This is a genomic window from Streptosporangium carneum (assembly GCF_027922005.1).
GTDB lineage: Bacteria > Actinomycetota > Actinomycetes > Streptosporangiales > Streptosporangiaceae > Streptosporangium > Streptosporangium carneum.
In genome coordinates, this window is sequence record NZ_BSEV01000005.1 from 325,353 (window position 1) to 350,013 (window position 24,661).

At 68.7% G+C, this 24,661-nt stretch carries 13 protein-coding genes; 7 read left to right on the top strand and 6 right to left on the bottom strand.

Features of this window, described 5'->3' with window-relative positions:
* Window positions 1-62: 62 nt before the first annotated feature.
* From PKF00_RS14945 to PKF00_RS14955, 3 genes are all read right to left on the bottom strand, one after another.
* Window positions 63-983 carry a glutaminase gene (locus PKF00_RS14945; protein WP_271218097.1) on the bottom strand — a complete coding sequence of 307 codons (921 nt, stop codon included), beginning with the start codon at window positions 981-983 and terminating at the stop codon, window positions 63-65.
* Between the two features lie 53 nt (window positions 984-1,036).
* Complete coding sequence (gad, locus tag PKF00_RS14950; protein ID WP_271218098.1) at window positions 1,037-2,410, bottom strand: glutamate decarboxylase; 1,374 nt, start codon at window positions 2,408-2,410, stop codon at window positions 1,037-1,039.
* A gap of 184 nt (window positions 2,411-2,594) precedes the next feature.
* Window positions 2,595-3,728 carry an epoxide hydrolase family protein gene (locus PKF00_RS14955; RefSeq protein WP_271218099.1) on the bottom strand — a complete coding sequence of 378 codons (1,134 nt, stop codon included), beginning with the start codon at window positions 3,726-3,728 and terminating at the stop codon, window positions 2,595-2,597.
* A 150-nt stretch (window positions 3,729-3,878) separates the two neighbouring features.
* On the opposite strand from PKF00_RS14955, the gene PKF00_RS14960 reads away from it, so the two are divergent.
* On the top strand, window positions 3,879-4,865 hold the full coding sequence (locus PKF00_RS14960; protein ID WP_271218100.1) for a helix-turn-helix transcriptional regulator: 987 nt from the start codon (window positions 3,879-3,881) through the stop codon (window positions 4,863-4,865).
* 489 nt (window positions 4,866-5,354) lie between these two features.
* Entirely contained in the window at window positions 5,355-6,593 is a 1,239-nt protein-coding gene (locus tag PKF00_RS14965; RefSeq protein WP_271218101.1) for a serine hydrolase, read from the top strand.
* Here PKF00_RS14965 and PKF00_RS14970 read toward each other — a convergent pair.
* Complete coding sequence (locus PKF00_RS14970) at window positions 6,572-6,994, bottom strand: hypothetical protein (protein ID WP_271218102.1); 423 nt, start codon at window positions 6,992-6,994, stop codon at window positions 6,572-6,574. The genes PKF00_RS14965 and PKF00_RS14970 overlap by 22 nt on opposite strands.
* Before the next feature lie 691 nt (window positions 6,995-7,685).
* Here PKF00_RS14970 and PKF00_RS14975 point away from each other — a divergent pair.
* Complete coding sequence (locus PKF00_RS14975; protein ID WP_271218103.1) at window positions 7,686-11,660, top strand: nSTAND1 domain-containing NTPase; 3,975 nt, start codon at window positions 7,686-7,688, stop codon at window positions 11,658-11,660.
* 155 nt (window positions 11,661-11,815) lie between these two features.
* On the opposite strand, the gene PKF00_RS14980 is transcribed toward PKF00_RS14975, so the two are convergent.
* On the bottom strand, window positions 11,816-13,135 hold the full coding sequence (locus PKF00_RS14980) for a helix-turn-helix domain-containing protein (RefSeq protein WP_271218104.1): 1,320 nt from the start codon (window positions 13,133-13,135) through the stop codon (window positions 11,816-11,818).
* 259 nt (window positions 13,136-13,394) lie between these two features.
* On the opposite strand from PKF00_RS14980, the gene PKF00_RS14985 reads away from it, so the two are divergent.
* Window positions 13,395-13,541, top strand: a complete 147-nt coding sequence (locus PKF00_RS14985) for a hypothetical protein (protein WP_271218105.1) — start codon at window positions 13,395-13,397, stop codon at window positions 13,539-13,541.
* A gap of 80 nt (window positions 13,542-13,621) precedes the next feature.
* Here the strand turns inward: PKF00_RS14985 and PKF00_RS14990 are convergent, their stop codons facing one another.
* On the bottom strand, window positions 13,622-14,104 hold the full coding sequence (locus PKF00_RS14990) for a DM9 repeat-containing protein (RefSeq protein ID WP_271218106.1): 483 nt from the start codon (window positions 14,102-14,104) through the stop codon (window positions 13,622-13,624).
* A 203-nt stretch (window positions 14,105-14,307) separates the two neighbouring features.
* Between PKF00_RS14990 and PKF00_RS14995 the strand changes: the two genes are divergently transcribed.
* From PKF00_RS14995 to PKF00_RS15005, 3 genes are all read left to right on the top strand, one after another.
* Window positions 14,308-14,961 (top strand): hypothetical protein, encoded by a 654-nt coding sequence (locus PKF00_RS14995; RefSeq protein WP_271218107.1) that lies wholly within the window; start codon window positions 14,308-14,310, stop codon window positions 14,959-14,961.
* Window positions 14,962-16,216: 1,255 nt separating this feature from the next.
* Window positions 16,217-23,890, top strand: coding sequence for an RHS repeat-associated core domain-containing protein (locus PKF00_RS15000; RefSeq protein ID WP_271218108.1), 7,674 nt, complete (start codon window positions 16,217-16,219; stop codon window positions 23,888-23,890).
* Between the two features lie 104 nt (window positions 23,891-23,994).
* On the top strand, window positions 23,995-24,585 hold the full coding sequence (locus tag PKF00_RS15005; RefSeq protein WP_271218109.1) for a hypothetical protein: 591 nt from the start codon (window positions 23,995-23,997) through the stop codon (window positions 24,583-24,585).
* Window positions 24,586-24,661 lie beyond the last annotated feature (76 nt).

The window sequence follows — 24,661 nt, forward strand, 5'->3', positions numbered from 1 at the left end:
CGCCTGGGCTCCGTTCGCGTGTCGTCCGTGCGTCGTCCGCGCGGAGCCGGTGTCGTGGTCGCTCAGAACAGCGACAGGCCGGCCAGTTTGGCGAACGCCTCCAGGGCGGCGGCCGCCGCGACCGAGTTCCCCTTGTCGTCGACGCCCGGTCCCCACGCCACGGCGGTGCACCGTCCGGGGACGACGGCCAGGATTCCGCCGCCGACGCCGCTCTTGCAGGGCAGCCCCACGCGGTAGGCGAACTCGCCCGCCGCGTTGTAGGTGCCGCAGGTGAGCACGATCGCGTTGACGCCCCTGGCGTCCTCCTCCGAGATCAGGCGGGAGCCGTCGGCCCGCACGCCGTGACGGGCCTGGAACAGCGCGGCCCGCGCCAGCTCCTCGCAGCTGATCATGATGGAGCACTGGCGGAAGTAGTGGTCGAGCGTCTCGTCGACCGGGTTGAGCATGTTGCCGAAGTCGGCCGCCAGGTAGGCCAGCGCCCTGTCCCGGTGCCCCGTGGTCGCCTCCGAGTGCGCGGTGACCGCGTCCACGTGCAGCTGCGGGTTGCCCGTCTCGGCCCGCAGCAGCGCGCGGATCGCCCCGTAGGCGTCGCCGGTGTCGCGCAGGAGCTGGTCGGTGACGACGATGGCCCCCGGGTTGACGAACGGGTTGCCCGGAATGCCCTTGGAGATCTGGAGCGGGATGAGCGAGTTGAACGGGTCACCCGTCGGCTCGCGCCGTACCCGCCTCCAGATCGCCCTGTCGTCGTGGCTGAGCACGAGCGCGAGGGCGAACAGCTTGGAGATGCTCTCTATCGTGAACGGAGTCTTCGACTCCCCGCCCCCGTGGACCTCCCCGTCGACCGTGGCCACGGCGAACCCGAACTGGTTCGGGTCCACCTCGCCCAGGCTGGGGATGTAGTCGGCCACCTTCCCCTCGCCGATGTACGGCCGTACGGCGGTCATGACATGGTCCACGACGTCCCGGTAGTTCGGTGCGGGCATGGCGTTCCCCCTGGACTTGTGGCCCGGTCGTCCGCGCGGCGGCCGTGGCGCGGTCAGTGATGGAATCCGGGCCGCTGCTCCGCCCCGGCGCCGCGACCGAGCCGGTCGACGGAGCGGCGGATGTCCTCGGCGAGCAGGGCCATCTCGTCGCGGCCGATGCCGTGGCGGACCAGCACCCGCTGGATGACCGTGTCCTGCCGGTCGGCGGGCAGCGGGTAGGAGGGCACCTGCCAGCCGCGCGTCCGCAGCTGTTCGGTCAGGTCGTAGAGGGTGAAGCCGGCGTCGGGGTCCGCCAGGGTGTAGGAGATGCCGGGAAGGGCGCCCTTGCCGTCGTACAGGAGCTTGAACGGCCCCATCTTCTCGATCTGGCCGCCGAGGAACTGCGCGGTGTCGATGCAGGCCTGCTGGACCCTGCGGTAGCCCTCGCGGCCGAGGCGCAGCAGCATGAAGTACTGGGCGATGATCTCGCCGCCCGGGCGGGAGAAGTTGAGCGCGAAGGTCGGCATCTCGCCGCCCAGGTAGCTGACGTTGAAGATCAGGTCCTTGGGCAGCAGGTCGGCCGAGCGCCACACCACCCATCCGACGCCCAGCGGGGCCAAGCCGTACTTGTGGCCGGAGGAGTTGATGGACGCCACCCGTTCGAGGCGGAAGTCCCACACCAGCTCCGGCTGCACGAACGGGGCGATGAACCCGCCGCTGGCGGCGTCCACGTGGATCGGGACGTTCAGCCCGGTCTCGGCGTGGATGGCGTCCAGCTCCCTGGCGATGGCCTCGACCGGCTCGAAGTCGCAGGTGTAGGTGACGCCGAGGATGGCGACCACACCGATGGTGTTCTCGTCGACGTACTGGCGCAGCTGGTGCGGGCGCAGCCCGGTCGCGTCCGGTTCCAGGGGCACCTGCCGCAGCTCCACGTCGAAGTAGCGGGCGAACTTCTCCCAGCACACCTGCACGGGCCCGCACACCAGGTTGGGGCGGTCGGTCGGCTTGCCGTCCGCCTTCCTGCGCTGCCGCCACCGCCATTTGAGCGCCAGCCCGCCGAGCATCGCGGCCTCGCTGGAGCCGGTCGTCGAGCAGCCCATCGTGTTCTGGTTGGAGGGGGAGTTCCACAGGTCCGCCAGGATGTGCACGCAACGCGACTCGATCTCCGCGGTCTGCGGGTACTCGTCCTTGTCGATCATGTTCTTGTCGAGGGACCGGTCCATCAGCCGATGGACCTCCTCCTCGCTCCAGGTGGTGCAGAACGTCGCCAGGTTCTGCGCCGCGTTGCCGTCCAGCAGCAGCTCCGAGTGGAGCAGCTCGTAGACCACCCGCGGGTCGGACTGCCGGTCGGGGATGCGGTACTTCGGCAGTGCCCTCTCGCTCAGCGGCGACGCGTACAGGTCGCCGAACTCGGTGACGTCCCTGCTCGTGACCTTGTGCAAAGCCATGAAGATCTCCTGCTCGCTGTGGGCTCGTCATGGGGAGGACCGGATTCGGCCGGATTTTCCCGCTACCTACCCGGTCCTCATGAGGCAGAAGGCCCGCAAAACCTCATAAAAGCGTCAATCCACGACTTTTGCCTTTTGCGCCCAACGAACCGGCAAAGCATCTCCCGCCCCACAGCCGCCGAGGTCAGCGGACCCTGGCGAAGAAGCGGCGAAGGTCGGCGGCGACGTCGTCGGGGCGTTCCATGGCGACGAAGTGATGGCCGCCCGGGTTGTCCTCGGGCCAGTGGACGACGATGTTGTGCCGCTCGGCGAGCCTGCGGATTCCGGGAGGCCCGCTGTACACCCCGGTCGGCACCGTCTTCTGCCCCTCGGGCCAGCCCATGCCGGTGCTGTCGTAGTAGGGCCAGGACGAGGTGCCCAGCGTCCCGGTGAGCCAGTAGAGGCTCACGTTGGTGAGGAACAGGTCGCGGTCGATCAGCTCGTCCACCTGCTTGTCGGCGACGGTGAACTCCTGGAACTTCTGCGTCATCCAGGCCAGTGCGGCGAGCGGGGAGTCGTGCCATCCGTAGGCGAAGGTCTGGGGCGCGGCGCGCAGCAGCGCGTGGTGGTCCACGCCCTTCATCCAGTCCTGCCCCTGAAGCCAGGCGTAGGCCGCGCGTTCGTCCTCGGTCATCTCCGGCAGGTCGGCCTCGGTGGGGAAGCCGAGCCCGCTGATGACGTAGACGCCGACCACGTGGTCCGGGGCGGCCTTGGCGACCTCGGGGGCGACGTACGCGCCGAAGTCTCCGCCCTGCGCGCCGTAGCGGTCGTATCCAAGCCGTCGCATCAGCTCCGCCCAGATCCCCGCCACGCGCGCGGCGTTCCAGCCGGCCTCGCGCGGCGGCGCGGAGAAGCCGAAGCCGGGCAGCGACGGCACGACGACGTGGAACGCCTCCGAGGGGTCGCCGCCGTGCGCGCGGGGGTCGGTGAGACGGCCGACGAGCTCGGCGAACTCCAGGAAGGAGTTCGGCCAGCCGTGCGTGAGGACGAGCGGCAGGGCGTCCGGCTCGGCGGAGCGCACATGCAGGAAGTGGACGTCCTGACCGTCGATCTCTGTCATGAACTGCGGAAACCCGTTCAGCCGGGCTTCGTGCCGACGCCAGTCGTAGCCGTCACGCCAGTAGTCGGCCAGCTCCCTGAGACGGTCGGCGGGGACCCCGCGGCTCCACCCCTCGCCGGGCAGCGGCCGGGGCCACCGGACACGGGCCAGTCGGTCTCTCAGGTCGTCCAGGTCGGCCTGGGGGATGTCGATGCGGAAGGGGCGGATGCCGGTGCCCATGGTTCTCCTCGTGCGTGGCGGTGACGTGAGCGCGTGCCGCGACGACGTGAACGGCCGCCGTGGCGGTGCGCGCGTGTCGCGGTGACGTGAGCGACAGTAGAAACCATGTAGGTCGAATCCTGTCCTATATGGCTGGGCATCCTGGATTCCATGAGCGAAACCTCCGCGCGCCTGCTCGCCCTGCTGTCCCTGCTGCAGACTCCCCGGGAATGGCCGGGCGCCGAGCTGGCCGAGCGGCTGCGGGTCAGCCCCCGCACCATCCGCCGTGACGTCGACCGCCTGCGCGAGCTGGGATACCCGGTGCGGGCGACGATGGGGGCGGTAGGCGGCTACCGGCTCGTCGCGGGCAAGGCCATGTCGCCGCTGCTGCTCGACGACGAGGAGGCAGTCGCCATCGCGGTCGGCCTGCGCGCCGCGGCCGGAGCGCCGGTCGAGGGCATCGAGGAGGCGTCGGTACGGGCCCTGACCAAGCTGGAGCAGGTGCTCCCGGCCCGGCTGCGGCACCGGGTCGCCGCCCTCGGGGCCGCCACGGTGTCGATGGCGACCGGGGAGGTGGCGAGGGTGGACCCGAGGCACCTGACGGTGCTCGCCGGAGCCGTCACAGGGCGTGAACGCCTGCGGTTCGGCTACCGGGCGGCCGACGGGACCGAGACCGGACGTCTGGTCGAGCCGCACCGGCTGGTGGCGGCCGCGCGCCGCTGGTATCTGCTGGCCTACGACAACGACCGCGACGACTGGCGGGTCTTCCGCGTCGACCGCGTCGGCGACCCCCGGCCGACCGGCGCGCGGTTCACGTCCCGGCAGCCCCCGGAACAGGACGCGGCGGCCTTCGTCGCCGGCAGACTGTACTCACTCGCCCCGACCTACGAGGTACGGGCGACCCTGCGTCTTCCCGCCGGACAGGCGGCTGAGCGGCTCGGCGCGGCCCCGGGCGAGGTTCAGCCGGTCGACGAGCACAGCTGCCGTCTGTACGGGCGCGCCGACACCCTGGAATGGCTGGCGTCGCGGCTGCTCATGCTCGGCTGCGAGTTCCAGGTGCACGAGCCGCCGGAGCTGTCGGCGTACCTGCGCGAGCTGGCCGCCCGCGCCGCCCGCGCGGCGGGAGATCCCGGCGATGCCGGTCATCGCCAGACGTGACCGGCACCGGTGAGCGGTGCCGGTCTGAGGTCCCCCACCGGTGAACCAGAACCGGACGGGGAGGGTGACGCCTCACCCCGGAGGTGAAGTCGGGGCGGGCGGAGCTGTGTCGACCGGGGGACGACGCGTGCCGAGCCTTCCGCCGCGTCATGACCGGAATCCGGCGGTTTATGACCGAGATGCTGATTGTTCCGCTATCCGGGGTCATGGTTACGTAGGCGTCGCTTGAGGTTTTCGATCAATGTTCGTCCGGTTCTGGATTGGTTCGACGTATCGCAGAAGGCATGACGACAGTTCGCGGGACAGCCACCGCGGGGGCGATATGACGCCCGGCACGCCTGCCGGGCGAGGGGCTCGTCGACGAGCGTCCACGACACCACGAACAGCACGTGGTCGCGGGACGGGCCGAAGTCCGCTGACAACCGACGACGTACTGCCGTCCCGGCCGTGCGACACACGGCCGGGACGGTTCACCGATGAGGGAGCGACATGAGAATTCTCAGCGGGCTGCTCACAGGTGTGCTTGTCGCATCTGTCTTGGCCCTGCTGCCGACCTCCGCGGCGCAGGCCGAGGTGTGTCAGCACCGTACGGGCGTCAACCATGACGGCGGCATCTTCCCCAACCCGTTCACCGAGGACTCGATCTGCGGCAACCAGGCCCAGGCCCCGGTGCGCGCCACCCCCGACGGCGGCTCGCCGCAGGTGGGGATCCTGGACTCGACCCGGAGCTGGTTCCTGTGCTGGGCGCGCGGCCAGCAGCACAGCGGCGGCAACAACGTGTGGTACTACACCCAGGGCGACCGCGTGGTGAGCGACCCGGGGCGGCGGGGCTACGGCTTCGTGCCCGCCTCGCACCTGAACACCTCCGTCGATCCGGGGGACGCGCGCCTCAGCGAGTGCCCGCCGATCCCCTCGGGGCGCGCGACGGCGTACATGGTGTACGACCGCACCACCGGGGCGTCCACCCGGAGTGACGAGCACAAGCAGTTCCGCTCCGCCTCGCTGGTGAAGCTGCTCATCGCCCTCGACTATCTCGAGGCCCGTGGTCCCGGGGCGAGCATCCCGGCCGCCGACGCCCAGTTGCTGCAGACGATGCTGCGCTCCAGCGACGACACCGCCGCGACCACCCTGTGGACGCGCAACGGCTACAACGCGATCGTGAACCGGATGGTGACCAAGATAGGTCTGGTCGACACCACGCCCCCCGCCAACCAGAACATCTGGGGCTACACCGCCGTCAGCGCCGCCGACGTGGTGACGACCTACCGCTACATCCTGGAGCGGGCCCACCCGACGTTCCGTGACCTCATCATGGGGCACCTGCGCCTGGCGACCCGCTGCGCCTCGGACGGGTGGGACCAGTACTTCGGCATCCCGAGCGCCATCCCCAGGCCCTGGGCCGTCAAGCAGGGGTGGTCCGGCTTCAGCCTGAACCCGCCGCCCGGCCAGGAGTGCCAGGCCCAGACAGGCCGTACCGGGAACGCCTCCGAGGACGGCCGTGCCGACGGCGCGTCCACGGACGACCGCGCCGGGGACGCCTCCCAGGCGGCCAACGCCGCGGGTCCTGATCTGAGCGGCGTCGCGATGCACACCAGCGGCACCTTCTGCGCGAACGACCGCAAGATCATGGTGGTGCTGACCCTGAACCCGGCCGGCACCACCTGGTCCGACGCGGGCGGCCGGCTGACGACACAGGCGGGAGATCTCTACCGGGCCGTCGGCTGCTGACGGGAGGACGGCAGGCGCGTCCCGAGGGGCCCGCGGGACCGGGCGGCGGTCGACGGACCCGCGGGACCGGGCGGTGGTGAGGCGATGGTGACCGCCGGAGGAGGGACGCCGGGCGGCGGCCAGAAACCGGCCTGCCTGGCGCCGAAGAAACCGGCGTTGACCCGATCGGAGGTGTTGACCCAGCCGGTGAGCTCGTACTCGGTGTTCGGCGTGACGGGGACGGTCTGCAGGATGGCGTTCCACTGGCGGCCGGTCGACCAGGTGAAGGCGTTGTTGTCGCCGGTGTGCCGTTTGAAGTTCCTCCGGTCGATCCCCTTCCAGTCGGACCCCTCGGTGAACCAGGGCGAGCCGATGTCGTCGCGGTTCTGGACCTCGAAGCTGCCGTCGAACACGCGCGACATGCGCAGGTCGTAACTGGGATCGGCGCCGGTGAAACGGTTGAGCGGCCGACCGCTGAGCTGGACGTTCCTGACCGGCTTCCAGACGCCGAGGATCAGTGACCTGTAGAGGACGTCGACGGCGTCGAGGTTCCAGTTGTCGGCGAACAGGCCGTCGGGCGTGGTCGTGGTGAGGCGCAGGCCGGTGATCTCGGCGGCTCGCGATCGCAGAGGAAGGCGTCGGCGGCGGACGCGGCCGAAGGCGGCAGGAACAGGCCGGCGGCGACGATCAACACGGTCGTGAGCAGGAGCGAGGTCCGGCGCGACCCGTCGCGCGTCCGGGTCTCTCGGCGGCCACGGGTCCCGCGACTGACGCCACGGGTTTTCCGGGGCTCGTACGTCTTTTCGGCGCGGGCACGTGAACGTTTCAGGAACACAGGTTGATTCCTCCTTTTTTCATGGCGTGGTACGGCCTTTTCATGGCGTGGTGGGTCCGTGCCCGTTTCGCCGCGGACGCGGGTGGGCGGTAAAGGCCGTCGCGGGTGTCAGCAGAGCACGTTCTCGCCTCGCTGAGAGGCTCCCGATAAATGTCCGGACAAGTCAGGACGCCCGCTGAGCACGCCCGGTAGGATTCCCGGCGCATCGGCCTGTCGGCAGGGAGGACGTCGTGTCCGATAAGTCCCCTAAAGGTGACAAATCTGGATTAACGGATATTGTGAGTCGACAGGAATTCGCCAGGGAATTGACGTCGTTGCGTGAACTGGCGGGCCTGACGGTGAGAGACGTCACCCGCTCGACGGGAATTCCAGGCAGCACCGTCGGCGGTTATTTCGCGGGCGCGCATCTGCCCAACCAGAAGGCGCTCGCCGACGTGCTCGCCGCCTGCGGCGTCACCGACCCCGACGAGCTGACGCACTGGCGTGAGGCCCTGCTCGTCGTCCGCAGGGCTCCGGGACGCCGCCCCGCGAGCGCGCCCTGCCCGTACCGTGGGCTGGCCGGCTTTCAGCCGGAGGACGCCGAATGGTTCCACGGCAGGGAACGGCTCACCGCGGAACTGACCGCACGGGTCACCCGGTTGACGCGTGACGGGGGCGGGGTGCTCGCGGTGGTGGGCCCCTCGGGGGCGGGCAAGTCGTCGCTGTTGCGCGCCGGGCTCATCCCGGCGCTGGGCGGCCCGCGTGCGGTCGTGCTGACCACGCCGAAGGAACTGACCGACCCCGGGAGACCGACCGGATCCGGGGATGTGACCGAGCCGGGGGAGCCGGTCGCGTTCGAGGACGTCACGCCGGGGGAGCCGGTCGCGTCCGGTGACGTGACCGAGCCGGGAGAGGCCGTGTCCACCGGTCCGGTCGCGGCGGAGGAGCCGGTCTCCGGGCCGACCGCCTCCTCTGTGCCGGACCCGCCCGCGTCCGTGCCGGACCCGCTGGCCGTGCTCGCCCGGTGGTGCGGGCAGGCGGAGGTCGCCCCGGGCGCAGGGGGGCCGGTGGTCGTCGTGGACCAGTTCGAGGAGGTCTTCACCGAGTGGCATGACGGAGCACGCCGCCGGGCGTTCGTCGCGGCCCTGAGCGAAGCGGGCAGGGCGGCCTCCACCCACGCCGCGGCCTCCTCCGCCCTGCCGCCCAAGACCGTCGTCGTCCTCGGCATGCGGGCCGACTTCTACGGCGAGGCCCTGCGGGACCCGGCGCTCGCGCGTGTCCTGCAGGACGGGCAGATCCTCATGGGGCCGATGACCCGCGAGGAGGTCGAGGACGCGATCGTGAAGCCTGCCGTCCGCGCGAGAATCGACGTCGAGGAGGGCCTGGTCGAGCTGATCCTGCGCGATCTCGCCCCCGCGTTCGCCGGTCGGGACGCCGACGCGGGGGAGGCGGCGCACGACGCGGGGGCGCTGCCGCTGCTCTCGCACGCCCTGCTGGCCACCTGCGAGGCCGGCAGGAGGCGCCGGCTGACCGTGGCGGCGTACCGCGACGGCGGCGGTATCCACGGCGCGATCGCTCACACCGCCGAGGCCGTCTACAAGTCGCTCGACGAGGAACGACGCGCGCTGACCCACCGGCTGTTCCTGCGCCTGGTGCGGGTGTCGGACGACGGCGCGGACACCCGTCGCCGGGTGCGCGGGGCCGATCTGGCCGGTGAGGACGGGCGGCTGGGCGCGATCGTGGACGCGTTCGTCGAGGCCAGACTGCTGACGGCCGAGACCGACACCGTCACCGTCACACATGAGGCGCTGCTGCGCACCTGGCCGAGACTGCGGGCCTGGATCGCCGCCGACCGCACGGGACTGCTCGTCGGGCAGCGTCTGGCCGAGGCGGCCGAGCAGTGGGAGGGCGAGGGGCGCGATCCCGCCGCCCTGTACGGCGGGGCCCGCCTCGCGGCGGCCCAGCGGTGGCTGGACACGACGCGCCAGGATCCGGCCCCGCCCCTGCTCCGGGCCTTCGTCGCGGCCTGCGAACGGCACGAGCGCCGTCGCGCCAGGCGGCTCTACCAGGTGGTCGCCGCGCTGTGCGCGCTGGTCGTCGCGACGGCCTGCGCGGCGGTGCTCGCCGTACGGGCGAACGGCGAAGCCGAACGGCAGCGCGACCAGGCCCTGTCCGGCAAGGTCGCCAACGAGGCCAGGGGGCTGCACGCGGCCGATCCGGCGCTGGCGGCGCAGCTCGTCCTGGCCGCCCACCGGCTCGCCCCGACCGCCGAGTCACGCGGCGGGCTGCTGAGCACGGTGGGCGACCACTACGCGACCCGGCTGACCGAGCACACCAACGCCGTCTACGCCGCCGAGTTCAGCCCGGACGGGCGGATCATGGCCAGCGCGAGCCTCGACCGGACGGTGCGTCTGTGGGACGTCGCCGACCGGCACAGGCCCGTTCCGCTGGCCACGATCACCGGGCACACCGAAGGCGTCACGTCGCTGGCCTTCGGACCGGGCGGGCGGGTGCTGGCCAGCGCCGGCGACGACCGTACGGCGAGGCTGTGGGACCTCTCCGATCTCAGGCGGCCCGTGGCGCTGGGCGTCCTGGCCGGGCACGGTCAGGGCGTCATCGGCCTCGCCTTCAGTCCGGACGGACGCACGGTGGCGACCGCGTCGTACGACCGTACGGCCAAGTTGTGGGACGTCTCCGATCCCAGGCGGCCCGTGGCGCTGGCGACGCTGAAAGGCGCGAAGAGCGCGCTGTCGGGGGTGGCCTTCAGCCCGGACGGGCGGACGCTCGTCGTGACCGCCTTCGAGAAGACCGTCCGGCTGTGGGACGTCGCCGACCCGCGTCGCCCGGCGCGCCTGCCCGACCTCAGGGGGCACGGCGACCGGGTGCTGTGCGCGGTCTTCAGCCCCGGCGGGCGGCTGCTCGCGACCGGTGGCTTCGACAACACCGTACGCCTGTGGGACGTCGCCGACCCGCGCCGCGTGCGTGAGCTGCCCACGCTCACCGGCCACGAGGGCGGCGTCGTGGCCGCCGCGTTCACCGCCGACGGGCACACGCTGGCGACCGGGAGCTACGACCGCACGATCCGGCTGTGGGATGTGACCGACCCCGCGTTCCCGAGCGCTCCCGCCGTGCTGAACGGGCATTCGGGGACGGTCTACACCGTCGCCTTCACCCCCGGAGGCGACGCGCTGGCCAGCGGCGGCGGAGACGACAGCGTGCGGCTGTGGGACCTGCGGCGGCCCATACTCGCCGGGCACCACGGGCAGGTGAACGCGGTGGCCTTCAGCCCGGACCGCCGGTTGCTGGCCACCGGCACCTACCTGTCGACGCGGCTGTGGGAGACGACGGAGACGGAGACGGGAGTGCAGGGCAGGCCGTCGGCGGTCCTCCGGGGGCACACCGACAACGTTCGGGCGGTGGTCTTCACCCCCGACGGGCGCACACTCGTCACGGGAGGCCTGGATGGCACGATCCGGCTGTGGGACGTCACCGATCCCGGCCGCCCGGTCTCGCTGGCCGTCGCCGACGCCGGACTGGGGAACGTGTTCGCCGCCGCCCTCAACCGCGACGGTCGTACGCTCGCCGTCGCGGGGGAGGAGCCCGGCGTGGGGCTGTGGGACATCGGCGACCGGCGCGCACCCCGCCTCCTGGTCAGGCTGACGGGGCATACCGACAGCGTCCACGCGCTGGCGTTCGGGCCCGACGGCCGTACGCTGGCCACCGGCGGCGGCGACCGCACCGTGCGGCTGTGGGACGTCGCCGACCCCGGTGATCCCACCGAGGCCGCCGTGCTGGACGGACACGGCGGCGCGGTGTCGGCGGTCGCCTTCAGTCCCGACGGAAGGACGCTGGCCACCGCGAGCGGCGACCACACCGCGCGGCTGTGGGACGTCGCGACGCCGTACCGTCCGGTCCTCACGGCCACGCTGGCGGAGCACACCGACGCCGTCGACGCCGTCGCCTTCAGCCCCGACGGGCGCACGCTCGCCACCGCGAGCGTCGACCGCACCGCCCTGCTGTGGGACCTCGCCGCCCCGTCGGGCCCCCGGGTGAGCGCCGCGCTCACCGCCCACCTCGGGGCGGTCTCGGCGCTGGCCTTCAGCCCCGACGGACACACGCTCGCCACCGCGTCGCAGGACGCGACCGCCCGCCTGTGGCCGATCGACCTCACCCGGGTCTCACAGGAGGTCTGCGCGCTCGCCCATCCCCGCCTCACCCACGCACAATGGGACCGCCGCTTCCCCGGTCTGACCTTCACCCCACCCTGCGGCTAGCGCTGTGACCGCATGCCTCCACCGGATTCGTGGTGCTTTCAAGCGCCGGTACGGCGAGTGCCGGCACGGACATGTCCGGCGCCTTCGAACGGCGCGCGACCCGGTGAACGTTCCCGGTGACAGCCCTGGCGTGACGGCGCGTTCGCCCACCCTCGTCACCGGGCCGGACGGTCGGCTCTCACCAGTTCGTGGAACTCACGGGCGGCGGGCAGCGCCTTGGCCTGCTGGGGGAGGGAGGCCAGGAGTTCGGACGCGATCCTGCGGCGGGCGGCCGTGACGGGGAGAGGGGTTGTGACGTCGAGGGCATGGCTCAGTCCTTCGGCCATGTCACGGTCTCGGACCAACCCCCAGGCCTGGAGGAGACCGATGTTGGCCTTTCCCCCGACTTTCTCCGGTGGGGACGTCGCCAGCGCCTGTTCCAGCATGGGCATGGCCGTCGTGGTGTCCCCGAGCTTGATGAGCACGAAGGCCTCGGCGTACTGGATGCTCGCCGTCGGCATGCCCCACACGGAGATGTGATCGTCGGTCACAGCGGACGGGAGACGCTCATGGGCTTCTCTGAGATCATGGAGAGCCCTGTGGGCGAGGTCGGTCTGCCCTTGTGCGGCAAGGACGCGGCTGCGGGTCTTCAGAGCCTCGACCAGGCCGTGACATGGGCGGCCGTCGGCGAGATGCAGGGCCTCCCCTACCAGCGTGTCGGTGGCCGACCCGAGACGACGTAGATAGAACGAGTGGGAGGCCTCGATGGCGCGCACCCACACCCTCAGCTCGCGGTCTCCCGAAACGTCGGCGGCGGAGCGGGCGGCACGCCAGGAACGCCAGCCCGCGCGGGCCCCTGAGATCTCGACCAGGTCGAGTGCCATGAATGTCGCCAACTGGGCGTAGACCCGCAGCAAGGTGTTGCGGTCGCCCTGGTCTCGGGTGCGAAGCAGGGCCTGCTCCAGGTCACGGATGTCGCCCGTCAGGTCGGCGACCCTGGAGCCCGGCGGTTCAGTCCAGACGCCCTGGGCGTAGTCCCAGGCGATCTGCTCCCAGTCGTCCATGCTGTTGTCGGCGGCGTGGCCGGTGATCTGCCTGAGGCCCGAGTGCAGGGCGTCGACGGCGGAGGCGGAAATGCCGGAACCGGCGCTGAGAATCGTCAGGAACTGGAGAAAAGCGCGACGTTCCACATCGTCCTCGTTGCGAGATGGTGGATTTGTGTCCTTTCCACTTTCGCGTACCTCTTCAATTTCGGCAATAAGGTCGCGAAGCGCAATAAGATGCCCGCCGGTCCCCAGCGCGTTGTCGATTCCTCTGACGTGGTCGGAGTGCGGGCGGCCGAGCCCGCGCTCCCACCTCGACAACTCGCCCTGGTCGACGAGGGCCGCTTTGGCCAGCTCACGCTGCGACAGCTGACGGACGTCCTCGCGCCAGTGGCGTATGCAGGCGCCGAGCAGATGCCACGGTGACGTGTCGGGACGGACCGGTTCGCTCATGTACGGCATGAGAGCTCCCCCTGATGGGCGATGGGAAGGACGGCCCATCGGCATTTCCCTTTGAAGGATCGTGAAGCTCTTCCACTATGGCATCCACAAGCGGAAAAGACCCTGTAAACGGCGGGTCCGCCTGGCGCGCCACACGACCAGACGGACCCTTGATCAGGAAACGAGGTCCTGATCCATGACCCAGACTAAAAGCGATTCCTCTGTTTCCGTAATACCCGGATGGCGGGTGATCCTCAGCGACAGGGGACGAATGTGGGCATCTCGGGTCGTCCCCTTCACCGAGTCGCAGTTCGACGCCGGGGCGGAGCGGACGGTCGACGCCGACACCCTGGAGGAGTTGCGGGCCGAGGTCGACCGGCAGGAGGCCGTGGCCGCCGGCGATCTCCGTACCCCCTGAGGCAGGTGCGGCGGCGTCCTTCCCCGGCGCGCCGCCGTGCCGTACGTCATGCGGCCCGAGAGGACCCGGGCCGGGGCGGCTCAGGGACGGCGCTGCCACTCGAAGGCGGGGTCGCCTTCGATGTACTGGCCGGGACAGAGGACCGAGAACCGGGACATCCACAACTCCTGGCCGCCGTACGGAATGGCCGCGGCCGCCCAGTCCGCCCGCCACTTCCCGAGGTGCAGGCCGCCGTTGTGGTAGGCGCGGGCGGCGTACAGCGGGGTGCCGTCAGCCTCGTGGCCACAGACGATCGCGTCGCCCGGGGAACCACTCGGGACGTTCCACACGCCACCGGAGTTGTCGCTCAGCTGGTGTGTCCACACCTCGACCCCGTCGACCCACACCTCCTGGCCGCCGTGGGGGATGGCGGCCTTGTGCCAGTCGGCTCGGATCTTTCCGAGGTGCAGGCCGCCCGCGTACGCGGCCCGTGCGATGTAGAGGATCTGGTGGTCTTGTTCGAAGCCCGCCTGTCGTGCGTCCGGCGGCAGCCCGTTCCAGGGGGTAAAGCGTGCTGTGACCATGAGGTCACCTTGTGTCATGACGCTGCGTGCCGCAATACTCGGTGACCAACCTCGGTCGGCGATCTCGCCGACCATCCGGACAATCCATCATCGGTGAGGACCCCTCCCACGGGTGGGGACGTCCGGCCCGCGCGGCCAACCGTCGGCGTGCCCGGTCTCCGGGCGGCCCCTGGGAGCGGGGTGATCGTTGGTAGTGTCGCGTCATGTCCCAGACGTCCGGATCGCCCGCCGGTCCCGTCACCGCCGACGACGTTCAGCGCGCCGTACGGCTGGCGGTCGCCGCCCTGCGCCCGGCGCTCGCGGCGGACTGGGACGTCAGGGCGGGCTCCCTGGAGTGGAGCTGCTGGGAGACCGTCGAGCACCTCGCCGACGACCTGTTCTCCTACGCGGCCCAGCTCGGGCCCGAGACACCCCCGCTGGACGACCACGTCCCGTTCGCCTGGATCAGGAAGAAGCCGGGAGGCCCGGCGAACGTGATCTTCGCGGACCGCCGTCTCGGCCCCGCGGGGCTGCTCCAGGTGCTGGAGGCGTGCGGGACCATGCTGGCCGCCGTGGTGCGCACCGCCTCACCGCAGGCGCGCGCGTTCCACGTCTTCGGGGTCGCGGATCCGGAGGGCTTCGCGGCCATGGGCGTGGTGGAGACCCTGGTCCACATCCATGACGTCGCCGAGGGGCTCGGCGTCGCCTGGGAACCGCCCGCCGACCTGTGTGCCCGGACCCTGACCCGCCTGTTCCCCGACGCCCCGGCCGACACCGACCCCTGGCCCGCCCTCCTGTGGTCCACCGGCCGCGCCGACCTCCCCGGCCGCCCCCGCCCCACCTCCTGGCGCTGGCACGGCGCCCCTCGTGCCCTGTAGCCCTTCTTCGCGAAAGCAGTGTCCGTACTTCGCGAAGGACGAACGGAGAGCAGAAAACTCATCCCCCAATAAGGAATCTGGTAGAGAGGAGTCGCTCGTCTAGCTTGCGGTGTTCGAGGGTGAGTTGTGATGGCCCTTCGGGGCCGGGACGCGGCCCGCCGGACGAGTCGGCGAACCTTTGAACGCGGCGGAAGGCCGGAGACTCCGGTGACAAGGGAGCGATGAAGGTGTCGGTTGCCTCGTCGGAAAGCGTGCAGGACAGGTCATCCCATCCGTTGCCGATCCGGCGAAGGCGGTGGGTGCGTCGTGCGGTGAAGGTGCTCGTACCGATTCTGCTGCTCTACGCGTTTCGCCGCCGAACGGCCGTCTTTCGTCGAGGACGGATGCGATCTCACGGCGTGTCGGCTTGGTCGCATAATGCTGAACATACTTTGTAAGGGCGGTGGGCGACGGTCGCTGCATCGATGACGCTCGTCCTCGGTGTGCGACCGTTCTGCGCTTCATGACGGTTCGACGTGCTGCCACCTGGCTGACGTCGATCTCAGCCGGGCCTGGACGGCTGCTCGGTGTCCGTCGCGCGGAGGCCCGCGCCATGGTGGCGCGGGGGTGCTTCTCCATTCCCCGTGTCGCCCTTCCCGGATGCCTTCTGCCTTCTGGTTCCAGTGTGGCGTCTCGACCCAACTCACTGTCACTTTTTCTTTGAGGTGACGTTTCGTGTTCCTGGAGACGCCGGGCGTTCTGACTGTGTTGGCCCAGAAGTGGAAGTAGAGAAAGTCAAGATGTGAAAAAGTGATCTCTCTCACCTGGAGATGGTGTTTATTATATTTGTTACTTAAGTAAGTCTTGTTTGCTGGAACGGTTGATGTATACCTTCTGGTCGTCTACCGAGTCGTATGCTCCGAACCGCTCTCTTCATCCTTTGTTGGGGTTTCTTTCGGGCGAGGTGAGCGGGCGTCGGGCTGCCTGGTGAGAGGTCGGAGGGTGACGGCGTATGCGCCGTACTTTGTCATGGCCGAATTCAGTCCGCTGGGTGTTCCTCTTAACCCTTGCAATTCTTCCGGGTCTGGTGCAAATCAGCGCCTTGCCCGCGCCCGCCGCCACTGGGAAGGTCCTTTCGGCGCAGCCACCTGATACTCCCGACCAGCTTTCGAGAACGGCGGCGGGTCTGCCGTCGCTCGTTTCCGAGAAGGCCACGGCGACTTCGGTCAAGGTCTCGGCGTCTCTCACTCGGAAGTTCTCCCGGCCGAAGGGGGCGTTGCCGGTCGAAGTGCGCACGCTGACGTTCACCGATTACTGCTCGGCCTATCCCGCCTACAACTCCGTCACGCTGTACGAGGCCGGTGCGGTGGTGGCCTACAGCGGGCATGTGTGGACGGCGCGGGTGCAATCGGTCGGGCAGACACCCGGCGGTGGGTTCGGCGGGTATTGGATCGACGGCGGGGTCTGCCCGCCGCCGCCGGACCCCGACCCGACCGGGCAGCCGCCGTCGGTGACGCAGCTGTTCCCCACCGACCAGCTGCTGGTCGACTCCCGCACTCCGCTGCTGACGGCCGAGGGCCACAGCAACGACGACGACTATCCGGTGCAGTTCACCTTCAAGATCTGCGACAACGAGAACATGACCGGCAGCGGCTGCCAGTCCTCCGGTGAACTGGCCGAGGACGTGATGGTCTGGCGGGTCCCGGCCTCGCACAAGCTGGCCTGGAGCAAGCAGTACTGGTGGACGGTCAAGGTCAAGGACGCCCACAGCGGGGCAACCACCACCAGCGGCAAGTGGACCTTCACCACCGGAGTGCGCCAGCCGGCCATCACCTCCCAGCTGGCCGCCCGCGGCGTCAACGGCCAGGAGTTCCAGCAGCTGGCCGGTAACTACACCACCACCGCCACCGACGCGTCGGTGACCAGCGCAGGGCCGCCTTTGTCGATCGTGCGCTCCTACAACAGCCTGGACCCGCGCCGCGACGGGTTGTTCGGGGCGGGCTGGTCGACCCGGTTCGACATGAAGGTCCTGCCCGAGACCGGCGGCGTGGTGGACACGCTGCTGGTGACCTACCCCGACGGCCAGCAGGTGCGTTTCGCCGCCAACGGCGACGGCACCTTCCAGCCGCCGCCGGGCATGTACGCCACCCTCGGCGAGGTGAGCGGCGGTGGGTGGCGGCTGATGGACAAGTCCTCCACCATCTACCTGTTCGACGCGCAGGGCCGGTTGACGAAGATCAGCGACGCGCACAACCGGGCGCTGGAGCTGGAGCGCGCCACCGACGGCAAGCTGACCAAGGTCTCCGCGCCGGGCGGCCGGTACCTGACCTTCGCCTGGACCGGCGGCCATGTGACGTCGGTGTCCACCCCGCCGGTCGACGGCGCCGCGCTGACCTGGACCTACACCTATGTGGGGGACCAGCTCACCGGGGTGTGCGCGCCGGTGGCGGCGCCGAACTGCACTGCGATCGAGTACGGCACCGGGTCGCTGTATCGCAGCAGTGTCCTCAACTCCGGCCCGCTGGGCTACTGGCGGCTGAACGAGACCACCGGCACCGAGGCCGCCGACTCCGGCAACGGTGCGGGCGTGGCCCACTACAGCGACGCGACACTGGGCCAGCCGGGCGCGCTGTCGGGCACCGCCGACAAGGCGGCGTCGTTCAACGGCGAGGCCAGCCTGTCGCTGCCGACCGACGACCTGAACCGGCTGCGGGGCACGGCCTCGTTCGAGACCTGGTTCAAGACCGGCGGGTCGGGCATCGTGATGCAGCTGGGCAGCTTCCTGGATGGGTGGACTTACCGCGAGCAGGGCATGCTGTACGTCGGCACCGACGGCAAGCTGCGCGGTCAGCTGCGCACTCGGCAGGGCGCCACCCCGATCGCGCCGATCACCTCGGCGGCGGCGGTCAACAACAACGCCTGGCACCACGTGGTGCTCACGCTGACCGAGACCGAGCAGCGGATGTATCTGGACGGCCAGCAGGTCGGCGTGCTGACCGGCGCCCCCAGCACCGACCGGGTGGACTCCGCCACAGTGGCCGCCGGGGAGATCATCGGCACCTGGCCGGCGGTTCCGACCTCCAAGGCGCTGCCCTACACCGGCCAGATCGACGAGGTGGCGCTGTATGATCACCCGCTGACCCTGCAGGAGGCGCAGGCGCACTACGCGGCCCGCACGTCGGCGCCGTACGAGCTGACGAAGCTCACCCAGCCGTCCGGGCGGGTGTGGGCGGTCAACACCTACGACGCCGCGACCGACCGGCTGAAGACCCACACCGACCAGAACGGCGGTCTGTGGAAGATCGGCACCCGGGTCTACGACGCCAACACCGGCCTGGCCACGTTCACGGTCACCGACCCCAAGAACGAGTCCCTGAAGTACGTCCATGACGCCTGGCGCGGCTACCGGCTGGTGAGCCGGACCGACCAGCTCCTCAAGGTCACCTCCTACAGGTACGACACCGGCGGCTTCCTGACGAAGACCACCGACCCCAACAACAACACCGTCGAGCAGGTCAACGACGCCCGGGGCAACGTCACCGCGGTCAAGACCTGCCGGGCGGCCGGTAACTGCCAGACCGCCTACCACTCCTACTACCGCAACAGTGCTGACGAGTTCGACCCGCGCAACGACCAGGTGACCGCCACCCGGGACGCCCGCTCGAGCGGCGCCACCGACAACACCTACGCCACCGTCTCCGAGTACACCGCCCACGGTGAGCTGGCCAAGCAGACCACCCCAGCCACCTCGGACTTCCCCACCGGCCGATCGGACATCTTCACCTACACCGACGGCACCGAGTCGGCGGTCGGCGGCGGCACCACCCCGGCAGGCCTGCCGAAGTCGAGCAAGAACGCCAAAAACGAGGAGACCACCTACCGCTACACCGCGGCCGGTGACCTGGCCGAGCAGACCAGTCCGTCCGGGTTGGTCATCGAGTTCACCCACGACGCGGTCGGTCAGGTGATCTCTCGCAAGGAGATCTCCCAGGCGCACCCCGCCGGGGTGATCACGACGTTCACCTACGACGGGGTGGGCCGCCTGCTGGCCCGGACCGGGGCCGGCGTGAAGAACGAGGTCACCGACGTCACCCACACCGCCAAAGTGACCTTCACCTACGACGCGGACGGTAACAGGCTCACCGAGAGCCTGGCCGATCTGACCGGTGGTGATCCGGTGCGTACCATCACCTACGCCTATGACACCCACGGCCGGGTGGAGACGGTCACCGACCCTGAGAACGGGGTGACCCGCTCCGCCTGGGACGAGACAGGTGCACAGGTCTCGGCGACCGACCCGATGGGGACTGTGACGACGTTCGGCTACTCCAAGCGCGGTGAGCCGATCACCACGACGCTGAAGAACTGGACCGGCAGCCCGCTCAATCCGAGTCCCGCCCAGGACGTGGTGCTGGAGTCCAACGCCTATGACCCCGGGGGCAGGCTGGACAGCCGGGTGGACGCGATGGGGCGCAAGACCTCCTACACCTACTTCACTGACAACCGCCTGTCGCAGGTGATCGCCGACGACGTCCGGCTCAACGGCTTCACCACTCCCACGGATGTAGTGCTGACCGACAACACCTACGACGCCGCGGGCAATCTCACCAGACAGATCGCGGGTGGCGGCAAGACCACCATCGACTACGCCTACGACGCCGCGAGCAGGAAGACCTCCAGCACGCTCGATCCCGCCACGCTCAAGCGCAAGACCGCCTACGTTTACGACGCGGCCGACAATGTCACCCGTGAGACCTTCACAGGTGCGGGAACCACACGCACCGAGACCACCGACTACGTTCACAACGCCCTGGGGGAGGTGACACGGCAGACGGTGGAGAACGGCACTGACGACCTGGTCTCCACCTGGACCTATGACGACCGGGGGCTGCTCACCTCGGCGACTGATCCACGGGGCAACGCCTCCGGCGCCACCGCGGCCGACTTCACCATCACGATGCGTTACGACATGGCCGGGCAGCTGGTGGAGTCGAAGTCCCCACAGGTGAAGATCGAAAAGAGCGGCACAGCTGCCGTCGACGGCAGGCCCACGATGAGGTACGGCTACAACAGCGAGGGTCTACGCACCCAATCGGTGGACGCCGAGGGGCGTGTCATCACCTCGGCTTTCGACAAGGCTGGACGCCTGGTCTCAAGCAGCTCGCCGTCCTACAGTCCTCCGGGCGGGACCGCGGTCATCCCGGAGATCAGCTACGGCTATGACGCGGCGGGCCGCTTGACCACGGCCACCGACGAGCGGGGATACGCCACCACGACGCAGTACGACGCGCTTGGCAACCCCGTGCGGGTGACCGACCCCGGTGCCTCGGGGCCCGCTGGTGTCTGGGTCTCGGAGTTCGACCTGTTGGGGGAAACCCTCGCCACGGTGGACCCCACCGGTGCCCGGAGCGAGGCGACCTATGACGACCTCGGTCGTAAGATCACCCAGACGCAGATCGAGCGTAAGCCGACCACTGCGGTGCTGACCACGACGATGACCTACGACGCCGCGAGCCGTCTCACCAAGCGCGTCGTGCCGGGCAACAAGACCACCAGTTTCAAGGTCAACGCCGTCGGCGAGGTTACGGAGATCACCGACCCCTTGCTCCACAGCGCCACTGCCGACTACGACATCCTCGGCCGGGCGACGAAGGCGACCGATCCGTTGGGCAACGCCTCCGAAGCCGAGTACGACCTGGCTGGGCGCAAGACCGCCATCAAGAGCCGCGACAGTGCTGGGGCGACGGTGCGTACCGTCAACTTCGGTTATGACGCGGTGGGCAACCCGACCAGCACCACCTCCGGCGAGGGGCACGTCATCCACCGCGAATTCGACGCACTGAGCCGGTTGACCTCACTGATCGAGCCGGTCACGGCAAGCAAGTCGATCACCACGACGTTCGGCTACGACGCCACCGGGGCGCGTACCCGTCTGACCGACGGCCGCGGCAACGTCACCTGGACCACCTACAACACTCTCGGTCTGGCCGAAACGATCGTCGAACCGGCCACCACCGCCCATCCGGCCGTGGCTGACCGGACCTGGACCACCGTCTACGACGTCGCCGGGAACCCGGTCGCCAACCTGCAACCGGGCGGGGTACGCATCGACCGGACCTTCAACCCGCTCGGCCAGATGCTCAAGCAAACCGGAACCGGCGCTTCGGTCGCCACCCCGGAGCGCACCTACACCTACGACCTTGCGGGCCGTACCACGGCGATCGGCGACTACACCCTCGAATACAACGACCGGAGCCTGCTGACCAAGTTGTCCAAGGCCACCGCCCCGGTGGCCACCTACGCCTACGACAACCGAGGCAATCCCACCCAGCGCGTCGACCCGACTGGTACCGCCACCTTCACCTGGGACGACGCCAGTCAGCTGAAAACCGCCAGCGACCCGGTGGCCGGGCGCACCTGGACCTACGACTACGACCACGCCGGCCGGCTGACCAGCCAGACCTCCAGCGGGACGGCCAACAGCCAGACCTACACCTACGACGCCGTCAACCGGCCCACCTCCCACACCTTGAAGAACGGCTCCGGCACTGAGCTGGCGAAGATCGTCTACGGGTGGGACAAGGACGACAACCTCACCACCAAGACCACCACCGGCACCGCTGGAGCCGGCACCAACGCCTACGGTTATGACCGTTCCGGACGGCTGACCTCCTGGACCGCTCCGGGCGGCGCGACCACCGACTATGAGTGGGACGACGCGGGAAACCGCACCAAGGCCGGCTCCAAGACCTTCGCCTACGACGAACGCAACCGCCTGCTGTCCGGGGACGGGGTCGATTACACCTATACCCCGCGCGGCACCGTGGCGACCGAGACCAAGAACGGCGTCACCAAGAACCTGGCCTTCGACGCCTTCGACCGGCTCATCTCCGATGGGGACGCCACCTACGGCTACGACGCACTCGACCGCCTCACCTCCCGCACCAAGGGCACCGACCAGCGGCGCTATGTCTACTCCGGCCTGGAGAACGACATCGCGGTCATCACTGACGGCGTTGGAGCCGTCCAGGCCAAGTACGGCCGGGATCCGTTCGGCGGCCTGCTCGGCCTGCAGGAGAACGGAACCACCGCACTCGGCGTGATGAGCGACCTGCATGGCGACGTCGTGGGGACCTTCTCCGGAACCGCGCTGGTCGACTCGACCGCCTACGACCCCTTCGGCCAGATCACTCACCAGACCGGCACCCAACGATCCCTCGGCTACCAGGGCGAGTACACCGACCCGGACACCGGCAAGGTCAACATGCACGCCCGCTGGTACCAGCCAGGCACCGGGAACTTCGCCTCCCGGGACGACTGGACTCTCAAACCCGATCCGTCAATCCAGGCCAACCGCTACGGATACGCCAACGGCAGCCCGCTGGTCTACACCGACCCCAGCGGACACAATCCTTTCTGCGACTGGCCGTGGCACCCTGCCTGTCCAATGGATTCAACAGCGGACGACGATGTCGCCAAGGGACCTTGCAAAAGCAATATGGACCCGCGTCCGCAGTGCGACGGTAACGAGCTGAAGGGGAGCACCGGCAGCGCCCCTACCGGCAAAAATGGTGCGAAAGGGACCGGCAACGGCGAAACCACCAACAAAAACGGCGCCAAGGGAACGGTCGGGACCGCTCCGACGGGAAAAAAGAACCCCTGTCACAACTGTGGCAATTCTGGCCCCAAGAATCCAGGGCCGAAGAAGCCGGGGCCGAAGAAGCCGGGACCTGAGAAGCCCGGACCATACAGGCCGGACGTTGACCCGAACAGCAAAACATTCAAGGACGACCCGAACAACGCGACGAGGGATCGCGGCCCCGGAGCAGACCGGACTGCGCGAGACTGGAATGACATCCTATGCACTTATGGGCCGTGCACGGGGAGCCATACCGGTCACCGCGGTATTGACATCATCGACGATGGCGGCGGTGAATGGGATCGCTTCTGTGCGGTGTGCCTGGTCGGGGTCATCGTCCCTGTGATAACGGAAATCGGAAGCGTTCCCGTTGGCGTTGTCTCTGTCATCGCAGGACCCGTCGGCGTCATATTGGACCTCCCGACACCTCCAGAGCCCCCACTCAACTCTCCTGATCCCCCGACGTCTTCGAAGTGCCCGCCTGCAGGCAACAGTTTCGTCCCCGGAACCCGCGTGCTGATGGCCGACGGAACACGAAAGCCGATCGAGGAGGTCAGGGTCGGAGATCAGGTGATCGCCGCCGACCCGGAGTCGGGGCAGGTCGCTGCGAAACCGGTCACTCACCTGATCGTCGGTGACGGTGAGAAGCACCTGATCCGTGTCGTCGTGGGGCCCATCGACGGATCGACCGGGAAAATCGGCGATGTGGCCGCCACGGACGGACATCCGTTCTGGGTGGTCAACCTCCACCGATGGGTCACGGCGAGCGAACTCCTGCCGGGCATGGTCCTGCGGACCGGCGCCGGCACCTACGTTCAGATCACCGCGCTGAAGAAGTGGACCGCTCACCAGCGTGTCTACAACCTGACGGTCGACGGCATCCACACCTACCATGTCGCCGCCGGCGGCCAGACGGTTCTCGTCCACAACGCGAATCCGTGCGAAGAGGGCTGGACGCCCGACGAGAACTACTCGCCGAAGGAAATCGCGGATCGAAGGGCCGAGGCCGAGAAATTCTACAAGGTGCCTCAGGATATTCACGATATCGTGAAGAAAATCCTCGATGATCCAAACTATAGGCAGCGGGTGACCGGCCCCGCCAATAATCGTCAGCCTGACTTCTATCGGGGAGGTAATTCCCGTGCTGGTAGGAGGTGGACGGACTCGAAGATTTATGACAACGGTAATTCGCAGAGTCAGGCCCGAGTTCTCGTCGATCGGGAAGGAAATATAGCGTATATCGGACGAACGAAAGACGGTGTCCACAACTATGACCAGGTAATTCCCTACCCGTGGGCAAAAGTGCGGTGATATAGTTACCGGGTGGTGAAGTTCTCTGGAGTGACGCAGGTGAAAGGGTATTTTTCCTGCGTCACTCCGGAAGCATTGAAAGTTTCGGTCGTCAGGGGTGCGATATGAAAGAAAGTGTTATCGAAGCCTCGTTGGCTGAGGCGGGATTGATTTTCATGGGCATGGTTGCCATCTCTGATCCGCTCATTCCGCCGGATCTTGCGACCCGCGCCAGCAGTTGTTTCTCGGAGGAGCTGACTCTTGCTGAGTCGGTGTATCTGGACGACCCCCTCCTGCTGGAGAAGGCGAATCGTGAATGGTATCGGATGTCTCGGGAAGGCGGGCTGTTCGGGGAGGGGGAGAGGAAGTTTCTGGTGGCCGTTAACTGTGCTGACGGCGACTCGCCCCAGATTTGGTGGTGGGCGAAAGCCGAACTGTCGGATCCGTGGGACATCATGGGTGCTGGAGCGGCCTCGGGTGCTCTCGGTGCTGCTCACTCTTACCCGGGGTTCGTCATGCTCTCTCTCGATGGAGATGTGATTGTTCGAGGAGACAGGGGCGAGGTGTCCATAGACCTGACTGTGGTGCGCGAACCTCATCGTCTCCCGATTTTTCTACGGCACGGTGAATGGTTGGCCGCGTGGCCTGATACTGATGAGTTCACGCGTGCCGCGCTCAAGCGATGGCTGGAAAAAGCCAGAAGTCGGGAGCTCTGAAGAGAGAAGGCGTCCGACCTCTGCCGAGATAGAGGTGAACTCACTATAAGAGTTCGCCGTGTCACCCGATGCTCAA